The organism is Cochlodiniinecator piscidefendens, assembly GCF_011326755.1.
Classification (GTDB): Bacteria; Pseudomonadota; Alphaproteobacteria; order Rhodobacterales; family Rhodobacteraceae; genus Cochlodiniinecator; species Cochlodiniinecator piscidefendens.
Genome location: NZ_JAAOIE010000002.1, coordinates 610581 through 636091 on the forward strand (window position 1 = coordinate 610581; position 25511 = coordinate 636091).

General features: G+C 50.1%; 29 protein-coding genes. 7 read left to right on the forward strand and 22 right to left on the reverse strand.

All coding sequences use genetic code 11. The features are described from left to right. Positions 1 to 63: 63 nt before the first annotated feature. The 4 genes from G9C99_RS07735 to G9C99_RS07750 are packed head-to-tail and all read right to left on the reverse strand — an operon-like array spanning position 64 to position 3014. A complete protein-coding gene (locus G9C99_RS07735) occupies positions 64 to 669 on the reverse strand; it encodes a pyridoxamine 5'-phosphate oxidase family protein (protein WP_166416865.1) in 606 nt (201 codons plus the stop codon). A 19-nt stretch (positions 670 to 688) separates the two neighbouring features. After that, a complete protein-coding gene (locus tag G9C99_RS07740; protein ID WP_166416866.1) occupies positions 689 to 1426 on the reverse strand; it encodes a lysophospholipid acyltransferase family protein in 738 nt (245 codons plus the stop codon). Beyond that, positions 1426 to 2334 carry a cell division protein FtsX gene (locus G9C99_RS07745; RefSeq protein ID WP_166417124.1) on the reverse strand — a complete coding sequence of 303 codons (909 nt, stop codon included), beginning with the start codon at positions 2332 to 2334 and terminating at the stop codon, positions 1426 to 1428. The genes G9C99_RS07740 and G9C99_RS07745 overlap by 1 nt, the downstream gene beginning before the upstream one ends. A 2-nt stretch (positions 2335 to 2336) precedes the next feature. After that, on the reverse strand, positions 2337 to 3014 hold the full coding sequence (locus G9C99_RS07750) for a cell division ATP-binding protein FtsE (protein WP_166416867.1): 678 nt from the start codon (positions 3012 to 3014) through the stop codon (positions 2337 to 2339). Between the two features lie 163 nt (positions 3015 to 3177). Between G9C99_RS07750 and G9C99_RS07755 the strand changes: the two genes are divergently transcribed. Beyond that, positions 3178 to 3990 (forward strand): zinc-ribbon domain-containing protein, encoded by an 813-nt coding sequence (locus G9C99_RS07755; protein WP_166416868.1) that lies wholly within the window; start codon positions 3178 to 3180, stop codon positions 3988 to 3990. A 16-nt stretch (positions 3991 to 4006) separates the two neighbouring features. Here the strand turns inward: G9C99_RS07755 and G9C99_RS07760 are convergent, their stop codons facing one another. The 4 genes from G9C99_RS07760 to G9C99_RS07775 all read right to left on the reverse strand — a co-directional run bounded on the left by G9C99_RS07760 (position 4007) and on the right by G9C99_RS07775 (position 7213). Continuing rightward, on the reverse strand, positions 4007 to 4831 hold the full coding sequence (locus tag G9C99_RS07760) for a bifunctional allantoicase/(S)-ureidoglycine aminohydrolase (protein ID WP_166416869.1): 825 nt from the start codon (positions 4829 to 4831) through the stop codon (positions 4007 to 4009). Positions 4832 to 4994: 163 nt separating this feature from the next. After that, positions 4995 to 5954, reverse strand: coding sequence for a transaldolase (gene tal, locus G9C99_RS07765; RefSeq protein WP_166416870.1), 960 nt, complete (start codon positions 5952 to 5954; stop codon positions 4995 to 4997). Positions 5955 to 6044: 90 nt separating this feature from the next. Then, on the reverse strand, positions 6045 to 6623 hold the full coding sequence (locus G9C99_RS07770) for a dimethylsulfonioproprionate lyase family protein (protein ID WP_166416871.1): 579 nt from the start codon (positions 6621 to 6623) through the stop codon (positions 6045 to 6047). Beyond that, entirely contained in the window at positions 6620 to 7213 is a 594-nt protein-coding gene (locus G9C99_RS07775; protein WP_166416872.1) for a dimethylsulfonioproprionate lyase family protein, read from the reverse strand. Before G9C99_RS07775 ends, G9C99_RS07770 begins: the two co-directional genes overlap by 4 nt. Before the next feature lie 195 nt (positions 7214 to 7408). On the opposite strand from G9C99_RS07775, the gene G9C99_RS07780 reads away from it, so the two are divergent. After that, complete coding sequence (locus G9C99_RS07780) at positions 7409 to 8869, forward strand: aldehyde dehydrogenase family protein (RefSeq protein ID WP_166416873.1); 1461 nt, start codon at positions 7409 to 7411, stop codon at positions 8867 to 8869. 93 nt (positions 8870 to 8962) lie between these two features. Here G9C99_RS07780 and G9C99_RS07785 read toward each other — a convergent pair whose 3' ends face one another. Together G9C99_RS07785 and phhA are read right to left on the reverse strand one after the other, a co-directional pair. Next, positions 8963 to 9271 (reverse strand): 4a-hydroxytetrahydrobiopterin dehydratase, encoded by a 309-nt coding sequence (locus G9C99_RS07785; protein WP_166416874.1) that lies wholly within the window; start codon positions 9269 to 9271, stop codon positions 8963 to 8965. Then, positions 9271 to 10065 carry a phenylalanine 4-monooxygenase gene (phhA, locus tag G9C99_RS07790; RefSeq protein ID WP_166416875.1) on the reverse strand — a complete coding sequence of 265 codons (795 nt, stop codon included), beginning with the start codon at positions 10063 to 10065 and terminating at the stop codon, positions 9271 to 9273. Before phhA ends, G9C99_RS07785 begins: the two co-directional genes overlap by 1 nt. A 120-nt stretch (positions 10066 to 10185) precedes the next feature. Here phhA and G9C99_RS07795 point away from each other — a divergent pair, with 120 nt between their 5' ends. Then, positions 10186 to 10650, forward strand: a complete 465-nt coding sequence (locus G9C99_RS07795; RefSeq protein ID WP_166416876.1) for an Lrp/AsnC family transcriptional regulator — start codon at positions 10186 to 10188, stop codon at positions 10648 to 10650. Between the two features lies 1 nt (position 10651). On the opposite strand, the gene G9C99_RS07800 is transcribed toward G9C99_RS07795, so the two are convergent. Next, complete coding sequence (locus G9C99_RS07800) at positions 10652 to 11227, reverse strand: YqgE/AlgH family protein (RefSeq protein ID WP_166416877.1); 576 nt, start codon at positions 11225 to 11227, stop codon at positions 10652 to 10654. A gap of 112 nt (positions 11228 to 11339) precedes the next feature. Between G9C99_RS07800 and G9C99_RS07805 the strand changes: the two genes are divergently transcribed. Next, positions 11340 to 12158 (forward strand): protein-disulfide reductase DsbD domain-containing protein, encoded by an 819-nt coding sequence (locus tag G9C99_RS07805; RefSeq protein ID WP_166416878.1) that lies wholly within the window; start codon positions 11340 to 11342, stop codon positions 12156 to 12158. A 56-nt stretch (positions 12159 to 12214) separates the two neighbouring features. Here G9C99_RS07805 and G9C99_RS18580 read toward each other — a convergent pair whose 3' ends face one another. The 3 genes from G9C99_RS18580 to zapE form a co-directional block, all read right to left on the reverse strand. After that, a complete protein-coding gene (locus G9C99_RS18580; protein ID WP_166416879.1) occupies positions 12215 to 13264 on the reverse strand; it encodes a Hint domain-containing protein in 1050 nt (349 codons plus the stop codon). 526 nt (positions 13265 to 13790) lie between these two features. After that, a complete protein-coding gene (locus G9C99_RS07815; RefSeq protein WP_166416880.1) occupies positions 13791 to 14801 on the reverse strand; it encodes a P1 family peptidase in 1011 nt (336 codons plus the stop codon). A gap of 13 nt (positions 14802 to 14814) precedes the next feature. Further along, positions 14815 to 15891: a cell division protein ZapE gene (zapE, locus tag G9C99_RS07820; RefSeq protein ID WP_166416881.1), complete on the reverse strand. Its 1077-nt coding sequence runs from the start codon at positions 15889 to 15891 to the stop codon at positions 14815 to 14817. A gap of 114 nt (positions 15892 to 16005) precedes the next feature. On the opposite strand from zapE, the gene G9C99_RS07825 reads away from it, so the two are divergent. Together G9C99_RS07825 and G9C99_RS07830 are read left to right on the forward strand one after the other, a co-directional pair. Beyond that, on the forward strand, positions 16006 to 17259 hold the full coding sequence (locus G9C99_RS07825) for an MFS transporter (RefSeq protein ID WP_166416882.1): 1254 nt from the start codon (positions 16006 to 16008) through the stop codon (positions 17257 to 17259). A gap of 117 nt (positions 17260 to 17376) precedes the next feature. Then, complete coding sequence (locus G9C99_RS07830) at positions 17377 to 18015, forward strand: MarC family protein (RefSeq protein ID WP_166416883.1); 639 nt, start codon at positions 17377 to 17379, stop codon at positions 18013 to 18015. A gap of 50 nt (positions 18016 to 18065) precedes the next feature. Here the strand turns inward: G9C99_RS07830 and G9C99_RS07835 are convergent, their stop codons facing one another. Continuing rightward, a complete protein-coding gene (locus G9C99_RS07835; protein WP_331459982.1) occupies positions 18066 to 18596 on the reverse strand; it encodes a winged helix-turn-helix transcriptional regulator in 531 nt (176 codons plus the stop codon). A gap of 50 nt (positions 18597 to 18646) precedes the next feature. Between G9C99_RS07835 and G9C99_RS07840 the strand changes: the two genes are divergently transcribed. Beyond that, positions 18647 to 19018 carry a VOC family protein gene (locus G9C99_RS07840; RefSeq protein WP_166416885.1) on the forward strand — a complete coding sequence of 124 codons (372 nt, stop codon included), beginning with the start codon at positions 18647 to 18649 and terminating at the stop codon, positions 19016 to 19018. A 73-nt stretch (positions 19019 to 19091) separates the two neighbouring features. Here the strand turns inward: G9C99_RS07840 and G9C99_RS07845 are convergent, their stop codons facing one another. The 7 genes from G9C99_RS07845 to fghA form a co-directional block, all read right to left on the reverse strand. Continuing rightward, positions 19092 to 20033 (reverse strand): alpha/beta fold hydrolase, encoded by a 942-nt coding sequence (locus tag G9C99_RS07845; protein WP_205859835.1) that lies wholly within the window; start codon positions 20031 to 20033, stop codon positions 19092 to 19094. Positions 20034 to 20037: 4 nt separating this feature from the next. Then, positions 20038 to 20961 (reverse strand): ornithine cyclodeaminase family protein, encoded by a 924-nt coding sequence (locus G9C99_RS07850; RefSeq protein WP_166416887.1) that lies wholly within the window; start codon positions 20959 to 20961, stop codon positions 20038 to 20040. Then, positions 20958 to 21584: an HAD family hydrolase gene (locus G9C99_RS07855; protein WP_166416888.1), complete on the reverse strand. Its 627-nt coding sequence runs from the start codon at positions 21582 to 21584 to the stop codon at positions 20958 to 20960. Before G9C99_RS07855 ends, G9C99_RS07850 begins: the two co-directional genes overlap by 4 nt. 7 nt (positions 21585 to 21591) lie before the next feature. Further along, a complete protein-coding gene (locus G9C99_RS07860; protein WP_166416889.1) occupies positions 21592 to 22560 on the reverse strand; it encodes a DMT family transporter in 969 nt (322 codons plus the stop codon). Positions 22561 to 22625: 65 nt separating this feature from the next. Continuing rightward, the gene (locus G9C99_RS07865; RefSeq protein WP_166416890.1) at positions 22626 to 23081 is read right to left on the reverse strand and encodes a YaiI/YqxD family protein; all 456 of its coding nucleotides are present in this window, start codon (positions 23079 to 23081) and stop codon (positions 22626 to 22628) included. Next, complete coding sequence (gene sthA / locus G9C99_RS07870; protein WP_166416891.1) at positions 23078 to 24529, reverse strand: Si-specific NAD(P)(+) transhydrogenase; 1452 nt, start codon at positions 24527 to 24529, stop codon at positions 23078 to 23080. Before sthA ends, G9C99_RS07865 begins: the two co-directional genes overlap by 4 nt. A 3-nt stretch (positions 24530 to 24532) precedes the next feature. Then, positions 24533 to 25366 (reverse strand): S-formylglutathione hydrolase, encoded by an 834-nt coding sequence (gene fghA / locus G9C99_RS07875; protein ID WP_166416892.1) that lies wholly within the window; start codon positions 25364 to 25366, stop codon positions 24533 to 24535. Positions 25367 to 25511: the final 145 nt, after the last annotated feature.

The following is a 25511-nucleotide window of genomic DNA, read 5'->3' on the forward strand; positions in this document are numbered from 1 at the left end:
TTTTAAAATACGACGGATACTGACTGTAAAAAGCAGCATCCGTCGTTCTTTTCTCTCGTCAAATCACCACATCGTCTTTGCAGCGCGTCCAGCCCATTCTGAATCGTAGGCCGCGCCATCAATCGCCCCTGATGTCATTTCCTTAAGCATATCCCCGACTGTCGGCAAACCATCGCTTTGGTCACCTGACGTCCAAGTTTTGGCCCGCAACAATGCACGGGCGCATTGCGAATACACCTCAGAAATAGTGATCACCATGACGGTCACGGGATGTTTCCCTGCCTGTTCAAATTGCGAACAAACCTCACTATCCGCTGTTAATACAGCCGTGCCATTCACCCGAATAACGGTGTTAGAACCAGGCACAAAAAACATCAATGAAACGCGGCCATCTGATACAATATTCCGCAGAGTATCCAGGCGCTGATTTCCGCGCCAATCCGGCATCAGTAGCGTTTTTTCGTCTAACTCCTGAACCACGGGGCCGTTATCTCCGCGTGGCGATCCATCAGTTCCCTCAACTCCAACGGTTGAAACAACACAAAACCTGCTCTGCGCGATCCAAGCCCGATAGGTTGGTGTCAAATGATGCGCAACTTTGACCAAAGACGCTTCGCCCGGTGTTCCGTACAGCGCCTCAAGATCTTCAATACTTTGGATTGGTGTCATGGGGCGCTCCTTTTTTGCGCTATTGTTTAGGCAGGGTAAAACCCGCCTCTTCCATAAGGGTATCGGATGCCGTTTCGATCACATCCTCCAACTCCTTGGTGATTTCGTCCGCGCTCTTCCCTGCGGGGATACGTGGCAGGAATTCTACCACAGCCACACCGGGATAGCGCATAATGCCGTGGCGCTTCCAGAACACACCTACGTTGGTCGCTACTGGAACAACATCCTGCTTTGTTGCGGCATACAGCACGCCTGCACCAACTTTGTAAGGCTTTTTCACACCGGCTGCGACACGCGTACCTTGGGGGTAAATCACCAATTGGCTTGGGGTGCCTGCCCCCTTTTTCACCGCGCGGATCATATCTTTAATCGCTTGGCCCCGTTTTCCTCGATCCACGGGGATCGTGTCGGTGAATTTCGCATAAGTCCCAATCACTGGTGCCCACTTAAGTTCTTTTTTCATGATAAACCGCAATCGAGGCACCGCAGCGGCAATCAACAAAATATCAAAAAAGCTCTGGTGTTTAGCCGCAACGAGAACACCATCTTGGGGCACCTCCCCGCGAATTTCGCTTTTCAGACCAACCATCCAAGACGCCGACCAACGCACATAGTTACAGTAGAACCGAATGATCCCGTAAACCCAACGCCGATTGATCCAAACCAATGGAATACCACCAAACCCCACAATCGCGAGCATGACATACATCTGCACAATAAAAATAAGGCTTCGCACCCATTGAACAGCTTTCCACATCAGGTCAATCCTCCGAGGGTGCGCAGCGCTGCAGCGCGTGTCGCCCAAAATGAAACAAGTGCGGCAAATGGTGGAATGAGCAACGGTAGAACCCAGTGCCACCCTTGAAATCCGAGGCCAGTCAAAAAACCGCCATTGGTTTGCGCACTCGGTAGAAGTAATAACAAGACCATTCCAACCCCAGTTCCCGCAGCTGCGCCAATAAATCCGCGCGTTGTAAAGCGGCGTACAAACGCGCGCGCAATATAAACATCCAACGCCCCGACGAGCCGCAATACGCGGATCACCTGCAAATTCGCAGCCAAAGCGGCATTTGCGGCCAAAGTAATCATTGCCGCCATAGTCGCCCCAATCAATAAAATTGAGATCCAGCCAAGCGTACGCAAACGACTTGCCGCCCGAACAAGTGGTGCGCGCCATCTGGTGTGATCATCCAACACGGCCCCCGGTACTTCGCCCGCCAACCTCAGCCGCAATCCATCGGAATCAAAACCGTCACCCTCTTCGATCACCTCGATCAGTTGCGGTACGGGCAGCGCATCAAGCGGAAGATCCGGCCCGAACCAAGGCTCAAGCAATGCGGTTTGTTCCTCACGATCAAGCGCGCGCGCAGAGGCAACGCCCGGCGTTGTTCTTAGTACTTCTAAAGTCGCAGAAGTTTGAGCATCCATTTGTCCGGCTGGTGCAGAAATACGAATGGTCGAACTGCGAGCCAATTCATCCCCCCAACGCTGTGCAAGTCGCCCCGAAGCAAGCGAAAGCGCCAAGGCAAATACAGCAAGAAACGCCATTGCTGCCGCCGCAAAAACAGTCAATCGCGCCGTAAATCCGGTCGGCGGGACGACGCGATCTGCTTGGGAATCGCCTTTTGAAAAGTCCCGTATCCCAGCGATAAAATCTTGCAGCATCTTCACAGGACCGCCCCCGCCAATTGCAACCGGCGATTTGCTATGCGCAGAACACGCGCGTTGACCTGAGATTTTGCAGCCCGGATCAAAGATAAATCATGCGTAGCGATCATGACGGTTTTACCCATCCGGTTAAGTTCGACCAAAAGCTGTAACAACCTTTGTGACATTTCCCAATCCACATTACCGGTCGGTTCATCCGCCAGTATAACATCTGGCGACATGATAACAGCCCGTGCCAAAGCCGCACGCTGACGTTCACCGCCGGACAGTTCTGGTGGCAATGCATCGGCTTGATGTTCCAATCCGACCCAACTTAGAAGCTCATGTAGGTTTTGTGCCTCCGCCCCGACATCACGCCCCGCGACGGTCAGCGGCAGCGCCACGTTTTCAGCAATCGAAAGGTGATCTAGAAATTGACAATCTTGGTGGACGACACCAATACGACGACGATGACGCGCAATATCGTCGCGTGTCATATTTCGAGTGTTTTCACCAAAAACGCGCGTTTGGCCTGCTGTTGCGGATAACTCAAGGTAACACAGCTTTAGGAACGTTGATTTTCCTGCCCCTGACGGACCCGTCAGAAAATGAAACGACCCCGGTGCCAGTTTGAGCGAAATCCCCGAGAGCAATTCGCCCCCGCTATAGCTATACGCCACATTTTCAAGCTCAATCACGTGTGCGCCCCAATCCAAACGGAATAATTGTGTCTGTTTTGCCTAAGCTTGACGGAAGTTTCAATGATCAGGCGCGCATTTGCTTGGAAGATTGCGCCTATGTTGTTAAATATGCTTAATATACAAGACAATACTAGCAAATGTACCGCAGGGGGCGGGAAATATGCGTCTGACATGTCCAAATTGCGATGCCCAATACGAAGTCGCAAACGGCGTCATCCCTGATCATGGCCGGGATGTGCAGTGTTCAAACTGCGGCCATACATGGTTCGAAAACCCTTTTGGTGAGGCCCCTGAAGACGATTTGGTTCTATCAGCCGAAGTCGCGCCAGAAGCAGAGCAACACGTTCATGACGATTTTTCGGATTCTGAAGAAGACGAATCGGCAATGACGCCTCCGCCTGCTTCGCGACGTTCCGTTGATGAAAGCGTGTTGAACGTATTGCGCGAAGAAGCCGAGTTTGAAGCGCGTGCCCGTAGCGGCGATGCCCCGAGTGCAATAGAAACGCAGCCTGATCTGGGGTTAGAAAACGCCACCCCAACGGAAGAGGATCGGAGACGCGAAGCGATAGAAGCCCGCACCGCACGTTTGCGTGGCGGAGCGGCTGTCACGACAAATTCTAGCGAACCCGCGCGTCGGCGTGAACTACTACCCGATATCGAAGATATTAATTCAACTTTGCGCGCATCTGAGGATCGTGATGATTTTGAAGGCGACGGCGAAATAACTGAGACAGCGGAAAAAGCTTCGCGCGGCGGGTTTCGCATTGGGTTTGCCTTGACGATTATCTTATTTATTCTCGCATATTTCGTTTATGCAAAAGCCCCTGAAATTATTGCCCAGTTCCCGCAATTTGAAAGCCAAATTACAGGTTATGTCGCCTGGGTTGATGGTTTACGAAGCGGTTTGGATCAGATGGTTGGCAAGGGGCTCGAACTGATCTCGAGCTATTCTAACGGTAGTGAAGAAGGGTAATCCCCTTCTCTACCGATTAGAACGGCAGCTTCATATGCCGATTGACGTCTTTATATAGCAGGTAACGAAAACGCCCTGGACCACCCGTGTAACACGCCTGTGGGCAAAAGGCGCGCAGCCACATATAATCACCTGCTTCGACCTCCACCCAGTCTTGGTTCAGCTTATACGCGGCTTTGCCTTCCAACACGTATAACCCATGCTCCATGACGTGTGTTTCCATAAAAGGGATAACGCCGCCCGGTTCAAACGTCACAATGGTAATATGCATGTCAAACCGCATATCATTTGGATCCATAAACCGTGACGTCGCCCATGCCCCATTGGTGTCGGGCATCGCGTTTGGGGTCACATCATGATCCGAAGTCACATAAAACTCTGGATATTCTAGGCCATCTACAGCCTCATAGGCTTTGCGAATCCAGTGGAATGTCGCTTTGGTATCACTGAGATTACGCAAGCCCCACTCTGCGCCAGCGGGTACATACGCAAACCCACCTGCTGTCAATGTATGGGTTTGGCCACTACAGGTGATCGCAACCTGACCATCCACAACGAAGATCGCACCTTGAGCCTCAACATTCAATTCAGGTCGATCACTCCCGCCCTCTGGTCCGACTTCCATGATGTAATGTGAAAAGGTTTCTGAAAACCCCGACATCGGACGTGCAATGACCCACAAACGGGTATTATCCCAAAATGGTAGAAAACTGGTGGTGATATCGCGCATCGTCCCTGCGGGCAAAACAGCATAGGCGTCTTTAAAAACTGCCTGCCCAGTCAACATTTCTGATTGTGCCGGCAAACCACCCTCAGGGGCATAATACGTGCGGGATGTCATTCTAAATCCTTCAACAACTTACTGCTATCAAAACCGCAAGTCCCCCAAAACCCAACCTGTATTTTCATGATTTCCCACAAAAACATCTGCTGGTATTTTTTGATAATCCACAAAAAAGCCGCGCCCTTCGAATGAAGAGCGCGGCTTTAGCCCGTAGTCGGACTTAAATCATACCGCGCAGAATTACCTCAAGTTTTTCGGAATCCGCTGCAAATCCTCGAATACCTTCTGCAAGCTTTTCGGTCGCCATAGCATCATCGTTCATCGCCCAACGGAATGCTTTTTCATCCAGCTTTGGCTCTTGTTCTGACGTTGCGCCATTGTCTGTCAATGCGCGGGGCAATTCTGCGATTTCAGCCTCTAGCTCATCCAGCAATGCCGGGCCGATAGTGAGGTTATCACAGCCTGCCAACGCTTTGATCTCGCCAGTATTTCTAAAGCTAGCACCCATCACGATGGTATTAAATCCATGGGTTTTGAAGTAGTTATAGATGCTGGTAACGGACACCACACCAGGATCGGTTTCTGCGGTATACTCTGTACCCGGGTTGGCCTTTTTGAACCAATCCAAAATGCGACCAACAAAAGGCGAAATCAAATATGCGCCAGCTTCGGCTGAGGCGCGTGCTTGGGCAAAACCAAAGATCAAGGTTAGGTTACAATTGATACCCTCGGCTTCCAACACCTCTGCGGCACGGATACCTTCCCATGTCGCTGCGATTTTGATCAGCAAACGATCTTTCTCAACACCAGCCTCTTTGAACAATGAAATGATATTGCGGGCTTTTGCGATTGTGGCATCCGTATCAAATGACAGACGTGCATCAACTTCGATTGAAACGCGACCTGGCACCAGTTTCACAATTTCGGATCCAAAGCCCACACCGATCTGATCGATGGCTTCACTGATAACTTCAGCTTCGGATTTGTCGCCACGTTCAACCCGTGCGATGGCCGCCGCAATCAAATCGGCGTATTCCGGCATTTGCGCCGCTTTCAAAATCAGTGATGGATTCGTTGTCGCGTCAATAGGGTTCAGGCGCTGAATAGCGGCAATATCGCCGGTATCTGCCACAACAGTGGTCATATCGCGCAGTTGATCAAGAACAGAGGCAGAGCACATCGGTTTATTCCTGTGAGCATGAAAAGCAATGAGATTACGCCGCTTTTAACCTGCATGGATCAGAATGTATAGCCGTTGCACCCAACGCCGCTAACCCAAATCAGATTTTGCGAGCAAATCATCCCCTCGCCAAAATGCCGCTGCTAATAACGGCCCTGGAGACATATCAATACTATGATTTTGATAAGGCTTGTGGTGCACGACATCGCCAGGGCCACACGCACGCGGCGACCTTCCTTCACTGTGAAAAATCGCGTTACCAGCGAGAACAACATAAAACTCTTCCGGTACGTGATTGTGTTCACGATACTGCAGCCCTGCCCCCCAGTACCCGATTGTTACACGAACGGTTTCAGAGAGATAAATGCCTTCCGGTGAAGCAAAATTCACCCAGCCATAAGCATCAAGATACTCCCGCGTAAAACCATCTTCTTCCGAATAACTTTGCTGCCATCGAAGACCCCTTCGCACACCAAGCAATTCAGAAACTACGTTAGATGTCGCTTTGCCTGAGTGAACCAGTATCTCAGGAAGTAAATCGCACATGGGTAAGTTTCGCGATTGCACGTTCTTTAGCGGGGCATCTTCGATTTGATCCGCAAACCAAGCAAGATCTTCACCACTGGAACGGGCGAGTTCACATAAAGAACGCCTCAACCCCTCCATCATTCGTTCCCCATACGTGGCGGATCCGCCAACCCTGCGCCGCGCCAAAGTACAAATGCCAATAACCCACTATCGTGGGTCGTCATCGCGTGCGGCTGATTGGCCCCATGAAACGCAGTATCGCCTGCCCTCAAAAGTTTGGGCGCCTGGCCTTCCACTTCAAACATGGCCTCCCCCGAAACAATAAAATACAGCTCTTCAGGCTCATGAAGATGCCAAGGATAATGCAGGTTTGGCCCCCAATATCCGACGGTCATCCGTGTCTCATCGGTGATGAAGTGGCCTTCATGTGGTCCCGCGAGCTCAAACCAACCAAACCGACTGAGAAAATCCGCCCCTACCTCTTCTTCTGAATAGGTAAGGCGCCATTCCACATCTTCCGCCGCCGCGATTAGCGCGCGCTGCAAAGGCATCGTCAAAGCACTAGCGCATCCGGGATGGGCGCGTAGTTCCTCAACTCCTGCGATCAAATTACGGTCTCGCGGATTATAAGCCATAGAAGATGGCCACCGAATGAACGCATCTAATTCAGGTACCGCACGTGCCACTTGTTCAGCTGCTCTTAGCACGTCTCTTAACCCTTGTTCCTGCATGTTATCCCTTTACAAATAGGTTCATTCTCTTACATTTTCATCTGAACGATATGCGCAATTTTGCCCCTGTCAATGTGCTGATTTTGACCGCACAAAAGGCGCGCATTGACCTGCGTTTGTCGCGAACAGATCAGTTTTCAAGACACTTTTCCTAGAAAGTTCATCGAAACTCGACACATATGTAAAGGTCCCAACATGACATCTTCAATCAAACCATATTGGAAGAACTACATTGACGGTGCATGGGTCGATGGCGCCGCTGGACGTCTGACCGTGGATAATCCTGGAACCGGAGGCGTCGCCGCCGAAGTTGCCCTTGCGGATGCTGGCGATGTTGATCGTGCTGTCATGGCCGCGCGCCGTGTGCATGAAAGTGGTGAACTCTCTGCAATGCGCCCGGTCTTGCGTGGTCGCATGGTGCGAAAAATCGGTGACTACCTTCTTGCTCACATCGACGAAATTGCGCTCGCTCTCACCCATGAGGCTGGCAAACCTATCTGGGAAAGCAAAATCGAAATCGAAGGTGCGGCACGTTATTTCGAATATTATGGCAATCAAGCTGAAACCGTTGAAGGTCGATCAATCCCGCTTGGCGATGGGTATTTTGACTTCACCACACATGAACCTCGTGGTGTTTCCGCCCAAATCATACCGTGGAATTTCCCGCTGGAAATGATCGCGCGAGGCATTTCCGCCGCGTTTGCGACAGGCAACACCTGTGTGGTCAAAACGCCTGAGCTTACCCCGCTTGCTTCGACTTATTTCGCCAACGCCGCCGAATATGCAGGGTTTCCCGCCGGCGCGCTAAATATCATCTGCGGCTATGGCCATGAAGCAGGCACAGCTTTATCCGCCCATCCCGGCGTGGATCATATCGTATTCACCGGCTCTGTTGGCACCGGCATTCGTATTGCCACCGCAGCAGCACAAAATGTGGTGCCATGTGTACTAGAACTCGGTGGAAAATCCGCTGCTATCGTCCATAATGATGCTGACATTGATGCCTTTCTGAACGACGTGCGTTGGGGCATATTTTTCAACGCGGGTCAGGTTTGCTCTGCAATGAGCCGGGTCATCGCCCACGAAAGCATTCATGATGAGCTCGTCGAGCGCATGACATCTGTCGCCACATCACTTTCCGTCGGGCCGGGGTTGGATCGTCTTGAAGTTGGCGCCAATATGGGTTCCATGGTCTCCGTCTCGCAACGCGACCGGGCGGCGGGGCTTTGTGAAACCGCTATTTCAGAAGGCGCAAAAGCTGCCACCGGCGGCCACAAACTTAATCTACCCGGCGCTTATCTAGCTCCAACGGTGTTTGCCGATGTCGCCCCCGACAACACCATCGCTCAGGAAGAAGTCTTCGGTCCGGTTATTTCCGTTCTCAAATTCCGTGAAGATGCAGAAGCCGTAAAAATCGCCAACAATTCCAATTTCGGGCTTGTGGGTGGCGTGTTCACTCGCGACCTGGATCGCGCTACAACAGCTGCTCGCCAGATCAAAGCAGGCCAGGTGTTTGTCAACGAATGGTATGCGGGCGGCGTTGAGACACCGTTTGGCGGATATGGTAAATCTGGGTATGGTCGCGAAAAAGGCCGCGAAGCCCTGTGGAACTATGTCCAAACAAAAAACATCGCCATAAAACTCCCATCTGCATAACCTGTCAGGATGGGTTCCTTCCCCTTTTTAGGGGGAAGGACAGGTTGGGGGTTTTCCCGGTAACACGCGTCCGCGCAAGCGGACACAATTGGATCACCCCACGAGTTCGTCCAAGCGCTGAGCACAGGTAAAATCGGCCTGAGCAAGACCCTCAATGTCATGCGTGGTATAGCGCACAACACAATAGCCCCAGCCGAATGAAATATCCGGGTGATGAGCCATTTTGTCTCCGAGCCAAGCCGCTAGGTTTGCCATCTGTACAGCCTTTGCAAACCCTTTATAGCCAAACCTCCGCGCGATCGCAGTGCCATCAGCAACCAATTCCCAGTCTGGATGTAGACCGTGCAAATTTTCCTTAACTTGGGCCACGGTGAGTGCCGCAGGCAACGTTCGATCCGCCATTAAGATACTTTCTTTTCCGGATATTTAGGGGCATGCAAACCCATTTTTCGGGCCTGTGCAATATCTGCGATCAAATTTCTCTTAGCCGCCGAAAATAGTTGGTCATAGTCATCGATTACAAAATACACCGGCTGTGCAATATCAATACGGTAGGGGGTACGCAAAATATCCAACACGTCAAATGGACGAAACTCTGGGCTGTCGCTCGACATACTCCACTCCATTTCGCTCGGTGACGATGCCAATCCAGACCCCAAGGCCTTTAACACGCCTTTTTCACGGGTAACCCCAAATTCAATTGTGAACCAATAGAGACGGATCAACCAACTGTAATCCTGTTTTTCGCACTGTTGCCCTGCCCGACCAATTGCCTGTGAAAACTCTGCGAACCGTGCATCTGTTAGCAATGGTGTGTGGCCAAAAATCTCATGAAAAATATCGGGTTCTTCGATGTAATCAAAATCCGCACGACTTCTAATAAAGGACGCCGCAGGAAATATCTTTTCAGCAAGCATGTTAAAAAATGTCTCAAACCCGATGAGCGCAGGAACGGGTGAAACACGCCATCCAGTCAATTCCATCAATGTTTTAGACACCTCAGAACATTGAGGCACCCGATCATGTGGAATGTCCAAGCGCCCCAGTCCATCCAAGAACACCTGCGCAGCATGTTTGCGCACCATCGGCATTTGCTGTGAATACAAGTCTGCCCAGACGGCATTTTCGCTCTGCGAATAACTGATCTTGCCCAATGCATCTGGCCGTTTGGCCGTATAAAGCGTTTCTTTTGCCATCCACTTCCCCTTTTCCAGAGGCAGTATCTTCCGATATCAGAGAAAAATTCTTCCCTTTACATGTACATGCTGCGATTATTGGGTAAAAAATGCCTCAAAACTAGATATAATAGGTATGCGATGCCCAGCATAGATGATTTCGACCGACAATTACTTGCCCTTTTACAAAAGAACGGAAAACTTGGCATCCAAGATCTCGCTGCACAAACATCTCTGTCGACCTCTCCTTGCTGGCGAAGAATCCGCAAGCTCGAAGAAGCTGGTGTCATTGACAAATACGTTGCCTTACTCGACCGCCGTGCATTGGGATTAAATGCAATGGCCTACGTTCATGTTTCATTGCTTGAACATACTGAAGAAACGATCAAAGCTTTCGACAGCTTTGTCGCGCGTACTGATGAAATCATTGAATGTTGTTCGATCACCGGTAGCAATGACTACATGTTAAAGGTGGTTGCGCCAGATGCTGAGGGCTTAGAAGAGTTTCTGATGAAAGATTTACTGGCCCTCGGAATCGTCCGTTCGTCAGTGACAAATTTCGTACTTCGTCAGAAAAAATTCACGACAGAGCTTCCGCTGGTTTAAGCTAAGCGTGCCCTGCAGACGCAGCCAAAAGCAATGGGTTTACCCCCATTGAGCGCAGCGCCGCCTCCCACTTTGAACTGTTACGCTCATCAAAAACGATTTCACTCAAGGCGTCGCAGATCAGCCAGCCGTTCGAAGAGATCTCGGTCTCAAGCTGTCCGGCCCCCCAGCCAGAATACCCCAAAGCCAACAGCGCTTTATTTGGCCCTTGACCTTGTGCGATATCCTCAAGCACATCACGCGTCGCCGTCATCGAAAACCGTTCATCCACCTGCAAAGTGGACTCTAGTGTTCCGTAATCTGTGGTATGCAGCACAAAACCTCTACCAATTTCAACAGGTCCACCAAAATGGATATCCGGAGTATCCACACCGTCTTTTACATCAATTGAAAGTTGATCTAGCATTTCGGAAAATTGGAGGTCTGCAGAGGGCTTATTCACAATAAGCCCCATCGCGCCGTCCTCAGAATGCGCGCATAGAAACACCACGGATTTTTCAAACCGGGTATCACCCATCCCTGGCATGGCAATAAGAAACTTGCCGCTTAAATATTCTGCGCCCTGCACCTCAGTCATAGTTAATACATGCGCGTTTTATCGCCGATTGGCAAGCCTCAGCGCCAATCTCATTCGCCTGGTTCTCAGGTTTGTTACTTTTCATTCCTATTCAACAGGCTATTGTTCCCACATGAAATTTAGCACTGAAAATCTGCCCCACCTTGTGATCGCTTTGACGTTTTCTTACGCGACTTCCGGGTATGCCCAATCACTCGACAATATCGTAGAAACCCAAGTTTTGCAGGGGTGGAGGACAGATAGCGGTACGCATATTGCGGCCATTCAAATCGACCTCGCACCAGGTTGGAAAACCTATTGGCGCGCACCTGGGGACGCAGGCATTCCGCCACGATTTGACTGGTCTCGCTCACGAAATCTAAACGCGATAGAAATTTTCTGGCCACGCCCCGATATCTTCGACACCGCGGGCATCACCACCGTCGGCTATCATGATCAACTCATTTTGCCGATCGCATTTCAACCAATACGGGCCGATGGCGAAATCCAATTGAATGCACAGGTCAATATCGGAGTGTGCGAAAACATTTGCATACCGTTTGAATTTTCGGTCTCAGCAACTTTGTCAGCTACAGCAAGCCAGACAGATTCTGTTATTTCGACAGCACTAGCACAGCAACCGCAATCTGCCGACCAAGCGGGCGTTGCAAATGTGATTTGCGAAATTGCCCCTATCCGCGATGGTTTACGTCTATCCGCAGACATTGACGCGCCTCGGCTTTCACACAATGAAGTCGCCGTCGTCGAATTACCGGATCAATCAATCTGGATTAGCGAGGCCACCACGCAACGGTCAGGGCGGATGTTGACAGCCGAGGTTGAAATGGTTCCACCAAACGCGCAGCCCTTTGCACTAGATCGGTCAGAAGTTCGCATCACTATTATCGGCGATGATCGCGCAATCAATATCGAAGGTTGTCGCGGTCGCTAAACGAAAAAAGGCGCACCCCGAAAGGTACGCCTTTTCTGCTTCACTCTTCAGGTGATTCAGGCAATCAATTTTGCTTCATGCGCCTTAAGAACCTTACGCGCAGTTTCCATAGAAGTCAGAGACGTATCCATTTCCAGTTCCGGGAAAATTTCGAAGATTTCCGCGCGCTGTGCACTTTCCATTTCAGACATTGCATGATGCCCAGGATGGAAACTTTCTGTCCAATATCCGTCTGCAACAACCAATTCGTGGCGGTCAAACAGCATGTGAATGTAGGTCACGCCAGCAGTTGCAACCTGCTCGACACCTTTACGTGCGCGCAAATGTTTCGCAGCAACCAGCACCTCAGTATCGCCCAACAACAAGCTGTTATCAGGATCTTTCATCAGCATCCGGTGGTTTGGCGAAACATACATATCTCGCTCTGGCAGATCATCACCCAGAGAACCCTTCTTGATTAGAATTGGGCGCAAATTAGGACGCTGCAGCAGACTTTGTTGGTTCAGCGTTTTGGCACCGACCCAGCGCAGAGTTTGCATCCCATTGTCACGGGTCAACACCCGATCGCCAACACAAAGGTCCTCAACAGCAATCATGCCTTTATTGGTCAAAATACCTGTGCCAGGCGTGAAACAAATGACATTGATATTTTCAATTTCAGTAAAGGTGAGCGTCGAACCGTCTTCAAAAATAACGGTGCCGTTTTCATCTCCAGTACCAGGATCATAAATGATTTCGCGCACGTCACCTTGTACATTCAAGGTATCGCCAGCTTCGTCATCATCGGTATCGCCGCCATCAACAACGTCGCCTGATCCGGCGTAGAACGTGTCATTACCCGCATCGCCATATAAAATATCGCCATCGGATTCATCTGTGCGTGGGCTTTGCCCGGCAATAATGACGTCGTCGCCTTCACCACCTTCGACAGTATCTTCACCCTCACCCGCGGTGATCGTGTCATCGCCTTCATAGCCTTTGATGTGATCATCTAAGCCATCGGAACCGTCAACGATGTCTCCATCGCGATCCACATCAAGAATGGTGATCTCTTCACCTTCTGCAGTGCCGTCCCAAATATCTCCGTCGTTATTCTTCTCAGACATAACTATTCCCCGCGATGAGAAAGCCGTCACTTGTAACCGCTTCCTGAGCTAAATATTCATCAAATCGCTTGAACCGTATTAACAGCCGCTCAGGCGAACCCCCACAGACACCATAGCACAATTCTCACCCCGATTGTCTGGGGCCCAAAACACGCGAACAGTACTCAACCATAAGCAAAAAGGTGCAAACAGAACCCTATCAATGGCGCTGCACAACACATCAACTTATTGAAAATACTTCATAAAATTTATGATAAAATTCAACACCTCTCCTAACGTCAACTGAAAAACCGGCTCAGGACAGCAGGTAAAAAAAAATGTGATAGTTAATTTTAGGGCAGATATTTCCCTTTTTGTTTCCAAATTTCTAAAAATATAGACCTTTTCACCTTATAGTTTCACCAAATTCATCGCGTTAACCATTAAAACGCGAGAGGAAACAACCGTAATTTGGCCTGATCGTTTCCAGAACAGTGCTTTACAACATGTTGTTCCGAATCGATTCTTTGCAAAATTCGAATAAAAATCACCCGGAAATAGCCGACCAGCACTGCAAAAGGTCATCATCCGTTGAGCGCGCATGGTAAACGCCTCGGGCAATAGCGCGTGCTAAGCAATGTGCAGCCGCTGACCCGATTTCCATTAGATCCGTGGGGGAGGAAACCTCCCTCTCACCTATCCCTGTCGAAACGGCGAAAATAAGATCCCCATCAAATGGTGTATGAGACGGCACAATTGCCCGCCCGATCCCATCTTGGGCTGCGATTGCCATGCGCTTTGCCTGCGACTTTGTCAAAACAGCGTCTGTGGCTACGATAGCAATGGTTGTATTCCCACGCGCGTTAAACCCATCAGATTTCAGATTCATTTTCTGCCCACATAAATTCGGTCTCGGGTCTGGCCCCATTCCGCCAAATTCATCGTTTATCTCAAAAGGAGCAGCCCAAAAATGGGGACTATTGGGCGTCGTGACGCTACCGAAAGGATTCACCGCTACCAGTGCGCCAACAGTTATCCCATTTTCCAGCACAAAGGATGCAGACCCAAGCCCCCCCTTGTGCGCGCCCGTTAATGCACCGACGCCCGCGCCAATTGTTCCCAGTTCAAAATCAATGTTACGCGCTTCATAAGCCGCCCGCCCCAGGTCTCGGTAAGGGTTTACATCCCACGCCTTATCCCCACCGTTCAACAGATCAAATAAGATCGCGCCAGGTACCAGCGGTACCTTTGCTGAACCCACAGCGAATCCGCGCCCATCGGCGTACAAACCATCAACGATCCCAGAACCAGCATCCAACCCAAAGGCCGAACCACCTGACAAAAACAAGGCGTCGACCTCAGATGTTGTTTTATCGGGCGCTAACAAATCAGTTTCACGCGTTCCCGGCGCTCCGCCCATGACATCGACTGCGGCCACAAATGGACGCTCACCAACCAACACAGTTGTACCAGACTTCAAAGCATGATCTTCGGCATGCCCAACAGAAAGCCCAGCAACGTCTGTAATCAAATTGCGCAGGCCTGGTATGAGTGTCATTTAATAGTCTTTCCTAAGCGCCCCAGTCAGCATCTTGCATTTCTCGCAACCTAGATGCCGTACGTTCGAATTCAAAAATGCCTTCACCTTCAATGTATAGCATTTCTGGCTCCGCCGCAGCGGAACAAATTAATTTCACCTTCGCCTCATAAAGCGCATCAATCAATGTCACGAACCGCTTCGCTTCATTAAAGTTTGAGCGGCTCAACTGTGGGATGTCCTCGAGCACAAGTGCCTTTACCGCCTCAGCAATGGCCAGATAATCTGCTGGTCCCAACATGCGTCCACATAGATCAAAAAAGCTAGCTCGTGCTACTCCGTTACGAAACGCAGGGAGTTCCACCGGACGCCTGTTTACATCCAAAATCAAAGGTTCAGCAGTGCCACCAGATAAATCAGTCCAGATGTCACGCACCATTTGCCGGCTTGCCTCATTCAAGGGCGAAAAATAGACCTTAGATCCAGTTAGTCGATCTTGGCGGTAATCTGTTGGGCTAACCAATTCATGCACAACCATTCTCTCATTCAGCAAAGCGATGAACGGCAAAAACAACTGCCTGTTTAATCCGTTTTTATAAAGGTCATCAGGTACACGGTTCGATGTGGTCACCACCACGACACCGGCGTCGAACAGTTTTTCAAACAACCGCCCCACGATCATCGCATCCGTAATATCGGTGATCTGCATTTCATCAAATGCCAACACACGTGCTTCTTTCGCGACGCGCTCTGCCACTGGGGCCAACGCATCCTCTACCCCGGATTGACGAGCTTCGTGCATCGCCGCGTGAATTTCTTGCATAAAGCTGTGGAAATGTACGCGCCGTTTTTCTGGAATATCGAGATGTTCGATAAACAAATCCATCAGCATGGATTTCCCACGCCCAACGCCGCCCCACAGGTATGCGCCACCGGGACCGGCTTCCCTTTTCTGAAACAGCCCACTTAAAAAACCACGTTTGGGCTTTGTTGTTTCTAAATATACGCGGATATCATCAAGGATCGGCAAAGCAGCCAACTGGGCCTCATCAACCCGGATCACACCCTCGGCCGCTTTCGCGTGGTAATACTCAATCAAACTCTCAGTCATGACAGATGCATACTGCGCCCAATCCCATAAGAAAAGATGATCTGTACCCGCACAATAATTGAATTGACGCAACATTCAAAACGTCTGACATATCGGTGACCAAGGAGACCACAGATGACCCAATCTCAGACGCCGCTCATGAACCCCGTTTTAGTCGGGGGTTGCATCATTATTATGATGGGCTTTGCGATCCGCGCGAGCTTTGGCGTCTTTCAAATTCCGATCGCCGAAGAATTCGGCTGGCTACGGTCTGAGTTTTCCTTTGCGATCGCTATTCAAAACCTGGCCTGGGGCATCGGTCAACCAATCTTTGGGGCCATTGGAGAAAAATTTGGCGACCGCAAAGCCATCATTCTTGGCGCGCTTTTCTATGCGGTTGGCCTTATCCTATCGTCATATGCCATCACACCTGGCGCCCACCAATGGCTGGAAATCCTCGTGGGCTTTGGCATCGCAGGCACAGGGTTTGGCGTCATCTTAGCGGTTGTCGGCCGTGCCGCCAGCGACGAAAACCGCTCTCTTACACTTGGCATTGTGACGGCTGCCGGTTCAGCGGGCCAAGTCATTGGCGCACCAATTGCCGAAGCTTTGCTTTCGTTTATGCCGTGGCAGTCTGTCTTCATGATCTTTGCTGCTGCGATCCTCATGGCCCTTTTTGCCCTTCCGATGATGCGCAGCCCAAAACCTATCGCGTCAAAAACCGAACTCGATCAAAGCATGGGCAGCGCGCTAAAAATGGCGTTCAAAGATCCATCTTTCACGCTGATTTTCGTTGGGTTCTTTTCCTGCGGGTATCAGTTGGCCTTTATCACGGCCCATTTCCCAGCCTTCGTGACCGAAATGTGTGGCGCGATTGACCCTTCAGGCACACTCGCATCTGTTGGAATTTCCTCAACCTCCGCCCTTGGGGCTGTCGCGATTTCTCTGATCGGATTGTCAAATATCGTTGGGACGATCACGGCGGGTTGGCTCGGAAAACGATATTCAAAGAAATACCTACTGGCGGCGATCTATACTGGGCGTACCATTATTGCGGCTTTGTTCATCATGTTCCCTATCACGCCAACTACAGTTATTCTGTTTTCCGTGGGCATGGGGTCTCTGTGGCTGGCAACGGTGCCGCTCACCTCTGGTCTCGTCGCGTATATCTACGGGCTGCGCTATATGGGCACCCTTTATGGTATTGTGTTTTTCTCTCACCAGCTCGGCAGCTTTATGGGCGTTTGGCTGGGCGGACGTATGTACGATGCCTATGGCGACTACACAACGGTTTGGTGGATCGGCGTTGGCATTGGTGCCTTTTCGGCGATTGTTCACCTTCCCGTCCGTGAACGCAGGCACCCGGATACCATTCAGGCGGCAGCGTAAAGCCCGGTACAGCTGCGCTTATCCTGTGTTAACTACACCAAATCATATCCATTTGGTGCAATCAGAAGCTTGCCCTGATAGAACGCATTTTAAACACCACTAAGCAAGGAATGCGACATGACAACAACGGAACTCATTGGCTTTTTGGCTGCGCTGTTTTCAATGATGAACCCCATCGGAAATGTTGGCATTTTTGCCGGTATGACCGGAAACAAGCCTCCCGCCGCAGTGCGGGCTATCGCGCGTAAAACAGCAATTGCTGCTGCTATTACTTTACTCGTCGTAATTTGGGCGGGTGGCGCGATCCTAAAATTGTTCGGCATTACCGTCGATGAAATCCGCACCGCTGGTGGGTTAATTGTTCTGTTGATTGGTTTGCATATGCTTTTCAACAAATCAGAACACAAAACAAGTGAAGCCGAAACTGCGGACGCAAACAACAATGATTCAATTGCAGTTGTTCCGTTGGCTATTCCTCTTCTTGCGGGTCCCGGCACAATGGCAGCCGTTTTGGTTGCCGCGCAACACAACGCCGGCACATTTGCGAAAATTGAACTGTCTCTTGCCGCTATTGGGATTTGTATTTTCACCGGTATTCTTTTTGCCTTTTCACAACCTGTCTCCAACAAATTGGGCGAAAGCGGAATGGCCGTTGTTTCCCGCGTTATGGGGATGATTTTGATGGCAATTGCTATTGGGATGCTCGCATCAGGCTTAAAGGGTATTTTCCCGATCTTGGCTTCTGCACAATCTTAAGCGACGGCTGTGCTGCTCGCTCTTTACGTGATGTACAATTAGCCCCCTGCTTAGACGGGGCTAATAACTTGGCAGGCGGCAGAACTAATCAACGCCCCAGAGTTAACCGCCTGATACAACGGACGCGGCGGGCGGGCCTCATGATCCACACTGCGATGGACCCAGTTTTTATCTTCCATTGACCGCAGCGTTTCAGATAAAGCGCGATCGGAAATCGTCGCCAAATCTTTCTTTATTACACTAAACTGATTTGGTCTAAGAAGCGTTGTCAGAACTGGAACTGTCCAATTCCGACGGATCAATCTTTGCCCTTCGGCGTCGGATAAAGAAGTTATTTCGGCCGCAGCTTTTGCCATGACAGCTCCAAGCTGAGTTAACCGAAACTCAGGTCGCAACGGGTGTCCGTAGCCCGGGTTACGCTCAAGCAATTCAAGATCCATAAGATGCGTCATGCTTTTTGCAAAGGCCGTTCTATTCGCTCCGGTTGCAGAAATCAGAGCGGCCTGTCGCCCCGGCACACCCAGATGAAGGTTGGCCAAGATCGGTAAAGACCACGCACGTGAGGTAATATTGACAAACATTTTTATGTCCATAAAGTATAGTAGCTATATTTTATAAAAAAGGGAAGCCCATGTCGCTCATCTCATTAAATGAAACCATCACAATTGCCTTGTCGGTCTCAGATCGACATGCCAGCGCGGAGTGGTACGTAAAAACACTTGGATTTGAACTGATTTATCATGCGGATGAGGCTGGATGGTCCGAGATTCAAACCAACACAAAGGGTGTGACGCTTGGATTAGGTGAGCACACTCAACCTATGCCAGGAAACTGTGTTCCTGTGTTCGGCCTATCAGACCTTGATACTGCACGAAATGCGCTTGAACAGGCGGGTGTTTCCTTTGATGGCCCCACCGATGTTATTGATGGCATGGTGAAAACCGCAACTTTTTACGATCCTGACCGTAATGCCTTAATGCTGGCAGAGGACCTAAGCCAATAACAGAAAATGATGCGACTGGCATCTACTATACCAGTCGCACTTCCCAATCCTATACCCTCAAAACAAACATGTATTAATTGTCGCTGTTTGTTTTCTCGAGTAATCGTTTGAAGGCATCTTCGACGGATTGTGAATGCGTATACGGAAGAGAGTGCGGAGCACCTTCAACTGAAACTTGCATAGCCGAAGGGTTCAAGGCAGCCATACTATCTTTGCCTGAGATTGGGATGACTTCATCAGTTTCACCCCAAATGGCAAGCGTTGGAACACCTGACTTCTCTATTGCCTTATGTTCCCGCTCGAGCGGCCCATCTAATAGATGTCGCATGCTGGACAGCATAGAAGGAAGGTATCCGCGGTATTCCAACTCTCGCAGTTGCAGAGCGTGCACATCTTTTATTTCAACCGGCAACCCGGCTGCTTCAGCTTCAATACCCTTGCGAAACTGCCTGCCACCAAGCACGGTATACATCCAATCCCCCAGCACAGGCATCCCTACAACCCATGCGGTAAAGCCACCCAGATCGTGTTTCAGCCCAGCTGGTGCAATCAAAGTCAGGTGATTTAGCCTTTCAGGGAACCGGGCTGCATATGCGGTTACAACACCGCCCCCCATCGAATACCCAAACAGCGAAAAGCGTTCCTTAACACCCTGATCCTCCAACAGTTCATTCAACACATTGCAAAAAAACTCAGCACTTTGCTGGTTTTTTGTTCGATCAGAAAACCCGCGTCCATAATGGTCATAAGAAAGCACCCGAAAGCCCATTTTCACCAACCTAGGTGTAATAGCTTTCCAAACGAAGGAAGGTGTCGATAAGCCATGAACCAAAACAGCAACCGGGCCATTTGCCGGACCATGCCATTCATAGTACGTGGTGCCCGAAGGCAGTTTGGCAAAATGTCCTTCTGCACCTGCGCGCGCTGCGTCGTTCATTGGTTTGCGTGATAACTCAACCAATACCGGAAGCAATACAATCAATACCACGAATGCTAGTAAATATACATAAACCAATGTGTTATCCCCTGTTTTTCCACGCATTCAAAATATAACGACTTGTCATCAAATCGAGATGGGCGCCGCCACCGTTTTTGAAAAGCGTTATCTCTTGATCCGATTGCCGGGCAAACGTACCTTCAGCCACATCATAATAATCCGCGCAAATGTCGGCCGGAGCAATGACACCCTCTTTCAAGGGGATTTTCAATTCTCCGATATGCTCCAGCGTCGTACCGCGGCTATCAACAAATATGCGAGAACGCTGAAGCGCAACGTCATCGGTTTCACGCATATCCGGTCTATAAGCCCCGATTAAATCAATATGTTGCCCGGGCTGGAACCACTCACCCTTGATAAAGGGATCTGTCGACATTGTTGCGCTGGTAACAATATCCGCGAGCTTAACAGCACATTCTAAATCAGTCACAGCCTGCGTGTCGGGAAACTCAGCTGCGAAGGCGTCAGCCCTGGCCGCGGAGCGGTTCCAGACGAAAAATTCCGCATCAGGAAAAAGACTGCCATAAGCATTGCGTAAATTTCGCCCGACTGTCCCTGCCCCAATGATCAGAATTTTACGGCTATCTGGTCGCGCAAGAAGCTTAGCAGCCAAAAGACTATCGCCAGCCGTTTTCCATTTGGTAACCAAATGGAAATCAAGCAGAGCTTCCAACGCCCCGTCTTTATCGGAGAAAAGATTGACCACACCATTGATCATAGGTTTTCCCTGCACGGTGTTACCCGGAAAAACCGTTGCCGCCTTTACCGCGACCCCCAACCCATCAATCATTGCTGAGCGGTTCAGTAGCGTATCGTCACCCCGATAGAGGAACGTGTCACCAATCGATGCTTTAGGCGCTTCATGACCTGCGACGAATGCGTCACATAAATCGCCCCAACTCGCAACGCTGTCTCCATCCTTGAAGGAAATCGTTTCAATCTTCATGGTTTCGCCTCCTCAAAGGATAATAACCCGTGAGCAATCAAAGTATCAGCCCAATCAGTCGCTGTGACAAACTGGTGCGTCTGCCATCCCCTCGCCTTCGCCGCGTTTATATTGTCTAACCGATCATCGGTGAACAACAATGCATCCGGCGCAATACCGCAATCAGCCTCTAACATCTGATAGATTTCCGGCTCTGGCTTTATCCGCTTCATATGCCCCGAAATATAACGGCGATCAAATTCCCGCAAAAAAGGATAAACACCCTCTGACATAGCAAAGGTTTCAACGCCAAAATTTGTCAAAGCAAAAACCGGGATACCTTTGGTTTTCAAAGCGCGTAACAACGCCACTGAGTGATCAATCACAGGCCCGGTCAAATCGATCCAACGATCATGCCAAAGACGGATTTCGTCCTTAAACTTTGGGTATTCTTCGGCCAAGTCATAAAATATATCGCGAAACCCTTCGCCCCGATCCAACCGATCATTTGCGCCGTGCAAATCAACGGTTGCGAACATTTCCCGGCGTCGGTCTTCGCCGATGTGTTTGTCGTAAAACGGTTCCGGTTGCCATCCGATCAGGACATTCCCAATGTCAAATACCACTGCTTCAATCTTTGTCATTTTGTCCCTACCCTGTTGCCCGCGGTCTGGGCCGTGTTGGTGCGCCCTTTTTTCTTGTTTCCCGCCATGCTGAAAACAATCCTGATGCAATGATCATCGCGCTCCCAATCCAGACTGAAAGCGCAGGCCATTCTGAAAACACCAATACGCCCCAAACGATAGCAAGAGGCAACGCAATATATTCAAAAGGCGCGACGAGCCCTGCCTCACACAAACGATACGCCTGGCCAACCAGATATCCCCCGGTCGAGCCAACAAGGCCTAGCAATAAGAATATTCCATAGTCCGATGTTTCTGGCCATATCCATCCTCGAAACACAAAGGCAAGCGCCGCATTGTCTTGTTCTGAATAACGCCCGTCACCGAAAGATAATCCAACGGTACAACTTACCAGAATAAAGGCAATTTGCGGATAGAATGACAGCGCGGCACCGCGTTCGGTCCCTCCAGCTGCGCGGGTTAAAATATGCAAAGTTGCATAACCAAATGCCGCAGCTAAAGGTAACAACCCAGCGACCTGAAAACTGTGACCACCAGGTTGAACGATTACCATCACGCCAAGAAAACCAATCAGGACCGCTGTCCACCGAAACACACCGACTGCTTCCTTCAGGAAAATAACGGAAAACATTGTAACGATTGCGGGGGTCACAAATGAAATCGCAACAGCATCGGCCAACGGCAATAACGTTAATCCCGAAAAAAACATCAAATTAGCAAACACAACAGCCAAACCGCGTAGGGCATGCAGGCCAAGCTTTTGTGACCGAAGAACCTGAAATCCCCCTTCTAGTGGAACGATCACAGCAAACAGAAATGCCATTCCGATCACAGACCGGATCAAAACAACTTCATAAAGCGGATAACCATCTGAAAGAAATTTGAACAGAACATCAACAACAGAGAAACAAAAACCTGCGCCCAGCGCGGCTAGCACACCTAAAACATTGAATTTATTATCATGTAGAGATGACATTCAAACCCCGTTGCGATCGCGCTCATGCAAGCATTGGCGCATCACAACAAGGTTTGCAACGATATTCACCGAATGCGTTTGGCAGCGTTTAGCTCTCGATCTAGAGCCTCCAGAAACCGCGATCTATCAGCCTTTGAAAAACTCGGACCACCCCCCTGGCGAAACGGATCGGCAGCTCGTAAATCTGTCATAAGATCACGTGTTGCTAACACATTTCCGATGTTTGCTTGTGTCAACGCTTCGCCATTGTGCTTCAGGACTTTTGCACCGGCTTCGACACATTTTGCGGCAAGGGGAATATCGCTGGTTACAACAACATCGCCTGCCTTTGCCCGCTCCGCAATCCACATATCAGCGACATCAGGGCCATCAGGTACAAACACCGTTTCAACCAAAGGATTGGGCGATGGGCGCAACCCGCCATTACAAACCAAAAACATTTGGACTTTATGGCGCGTTGCTACTTTTTCCGCTTCGGCTTTCACTGGGCAAGCGTCAGCATCAATAAAAAGACTTGTCACTTGGATTTAGCCTTGTCGTCGTCTTTCTCAGCCTTCTCTTTCTTCACCCGAAATTCATCAGGGATCGGCATGCGGTTAAAGGCATCCAACCCTGCAATTTTATATGCCTCAGCCAAAGTTGGATAGTTGAAAGTATTCTCAACAAAATAATCAACCGTGCCCTTCAGGTTCAGAACCGCCTGCGCAATATGGATAAGTTCAGTTGCCCCTTCGCCTACAATTTGAACCCCGAGCAAACGCCGAGTTTTCAAACTGACCAGCATTTTCAGCATACCATGCTCAAGACCCATAATATGCCCGCGCGAGGTTTCCCGAAAACGCGCAACGCCAACTTCGTAAGGGACCTCGCGTTCAATGGCCTCTTCCTCTGACATGCCAACAGTTGACATCTCGGGTACGGAATAGATCCCATATGGAAACCACGGGCTTTCGCGCAAGGTCGGCGTGTCCAGAGCGTGACATGCAGCAACCCGCCCTTGTTGTAACGACGTTGATGCAAGGCTTGGGTGCCCGATGACGTCACCTGCTGCGTAGATATGCGGCACTTTAGTTTGGTAGTTTTTGCGATCTACCTCAAGCCGCCCGCGCCGATCAGTTTTCAGGCCAACGGCATCCAAGTTCAGCTTTTGCGTCGCGCCCATCCGTCCAGCAGCAAACAGTAACATATCTGCCCGGACATGGCGTCCATTGCTCATTGCAATCTCGACAAAGCTTCCTTTGTCTTCGATCTTTTCAACCTCAGACCCAAGACGCAAATCAACACCATTTTCGCGAATTTGATGGGTAAACTCCCCGATCAAAGTCCGGTCGATGAAATCTAGAAATGTGTCGCGCGGCTCAACCAGCGTTACGCGTACATCTAGTGCCGCAAACATCGTGGCGTATTCAACACCAATCACCCCAGCCCCAATGACAATTAGGCTACGCGGGATTGTCGCCATATCAAGAAATTCATCACCGTCCAGTACAGTAGTTCCATTGAACGGAACATAATCAGGCCGATACGTCCGGGTGCCTGTTGCGATCAGGAATTTATCACCGGTCATATGGTTTATTTCACCGGTATCTGAAACCACTTCGATCTCATTCTTTCCGATAAAACTGGCTTCGCCCGTGATCGTATCGACATGATTACGATTAAACTGATGTTCCAACACATCAACTTCGTGATCTAATGTCTGGTGTAGACGATCTTTCAAATCGCCAGCATTGATCCCCTCTTTTACACGATAGGAGCGCCCATAGAAACTGCGTTCACGCCAACCTGAGAGGTTCAAAACTGTTTCACGCAGGGTCTTTGATGGGATCGTTCCGGTGTGTACCGAAACGCCCCCTAAACGGCCTGACCGCTCAATAACAAGAACCTTGCGTTGCAATTTCCCCGCCTGAATGGCGGCAGATCGACCCGCGGGGCCTGACCCGATGACAATAAGATCATAATGGCTCATCAATTACTCCGCATACATTGCTTCAGCGTGGAAACTGATGTGGTCTTCCATAAACGTTGACACAAAGAAATAGCTGTGGTCATAGCCTTTTTGCATCCGATAAACCGCATCTTGGCGGTTCGCGGAAATCGCTTCGGCCAATGCTGCGGGTTTCAGAAGATCAAAAAACTGATCATCCGCGCCTTGGTCAATCAACACAGGACCAGCGAAACCTTTTTGCGCCATCAAAAGCGAAGCGTCATGTGCTGCCCATTTGCTTTCGTCGTCTCCCAAATACGCCGAAAGTTGCTTACGTCCCCAATCGGAGGCGGTCGGATTTGCAATCGGTGCAAACGCCGAAACAGAACGATACCGATCTGGATAGGCCATCGCGATTGTCAACGCGCCGTGCCCCCCCATAGAATGACCGGTAATGCCCTGACGAGACTGATCCAAAGCGAATTTTTCAAATACCAACGCAGGCAATTCATCTGCAATATAGGTCCACATATTGAAATGCGGCGCCCACGGCGTTTGTGTCGCGTCAACGTAGAACCCTGCACCTTGCCCAAGGTCATAAGCTTCGTCGTTTGCGATATCGTCACCACGCGGAGATGTGTCAGGGAAAATAACTGCGATACCCTGCTCTGCCGCCCAAGCCTGCGCGCCAGCTTTGGTCATAGCGTTCTCGTGGTTACAGGTTAAGCCAGAGAGATACCAGAGAACTGGGACCGGTCCGTCTTTAGCTTCTTCTGGCAAGAACAGACCAAACGTCATGTCACAACCGCATGCCTCGGAGGAGTGACGATACACGCCCTGAACACCACCAAAACATTTGTTTTCTGAAATCACTTCCATGGGAACCTCAATTGTTGATTAGCCCTGCATAACAACATTTGCAGGTTTTTCCATTTTGAATGCGACGAATCCATTTTCAGACGCGCTTATTCGGATTGTATCGCAGGATTCCAGCCATGATGCCATGACATGAGTCATAAAACCA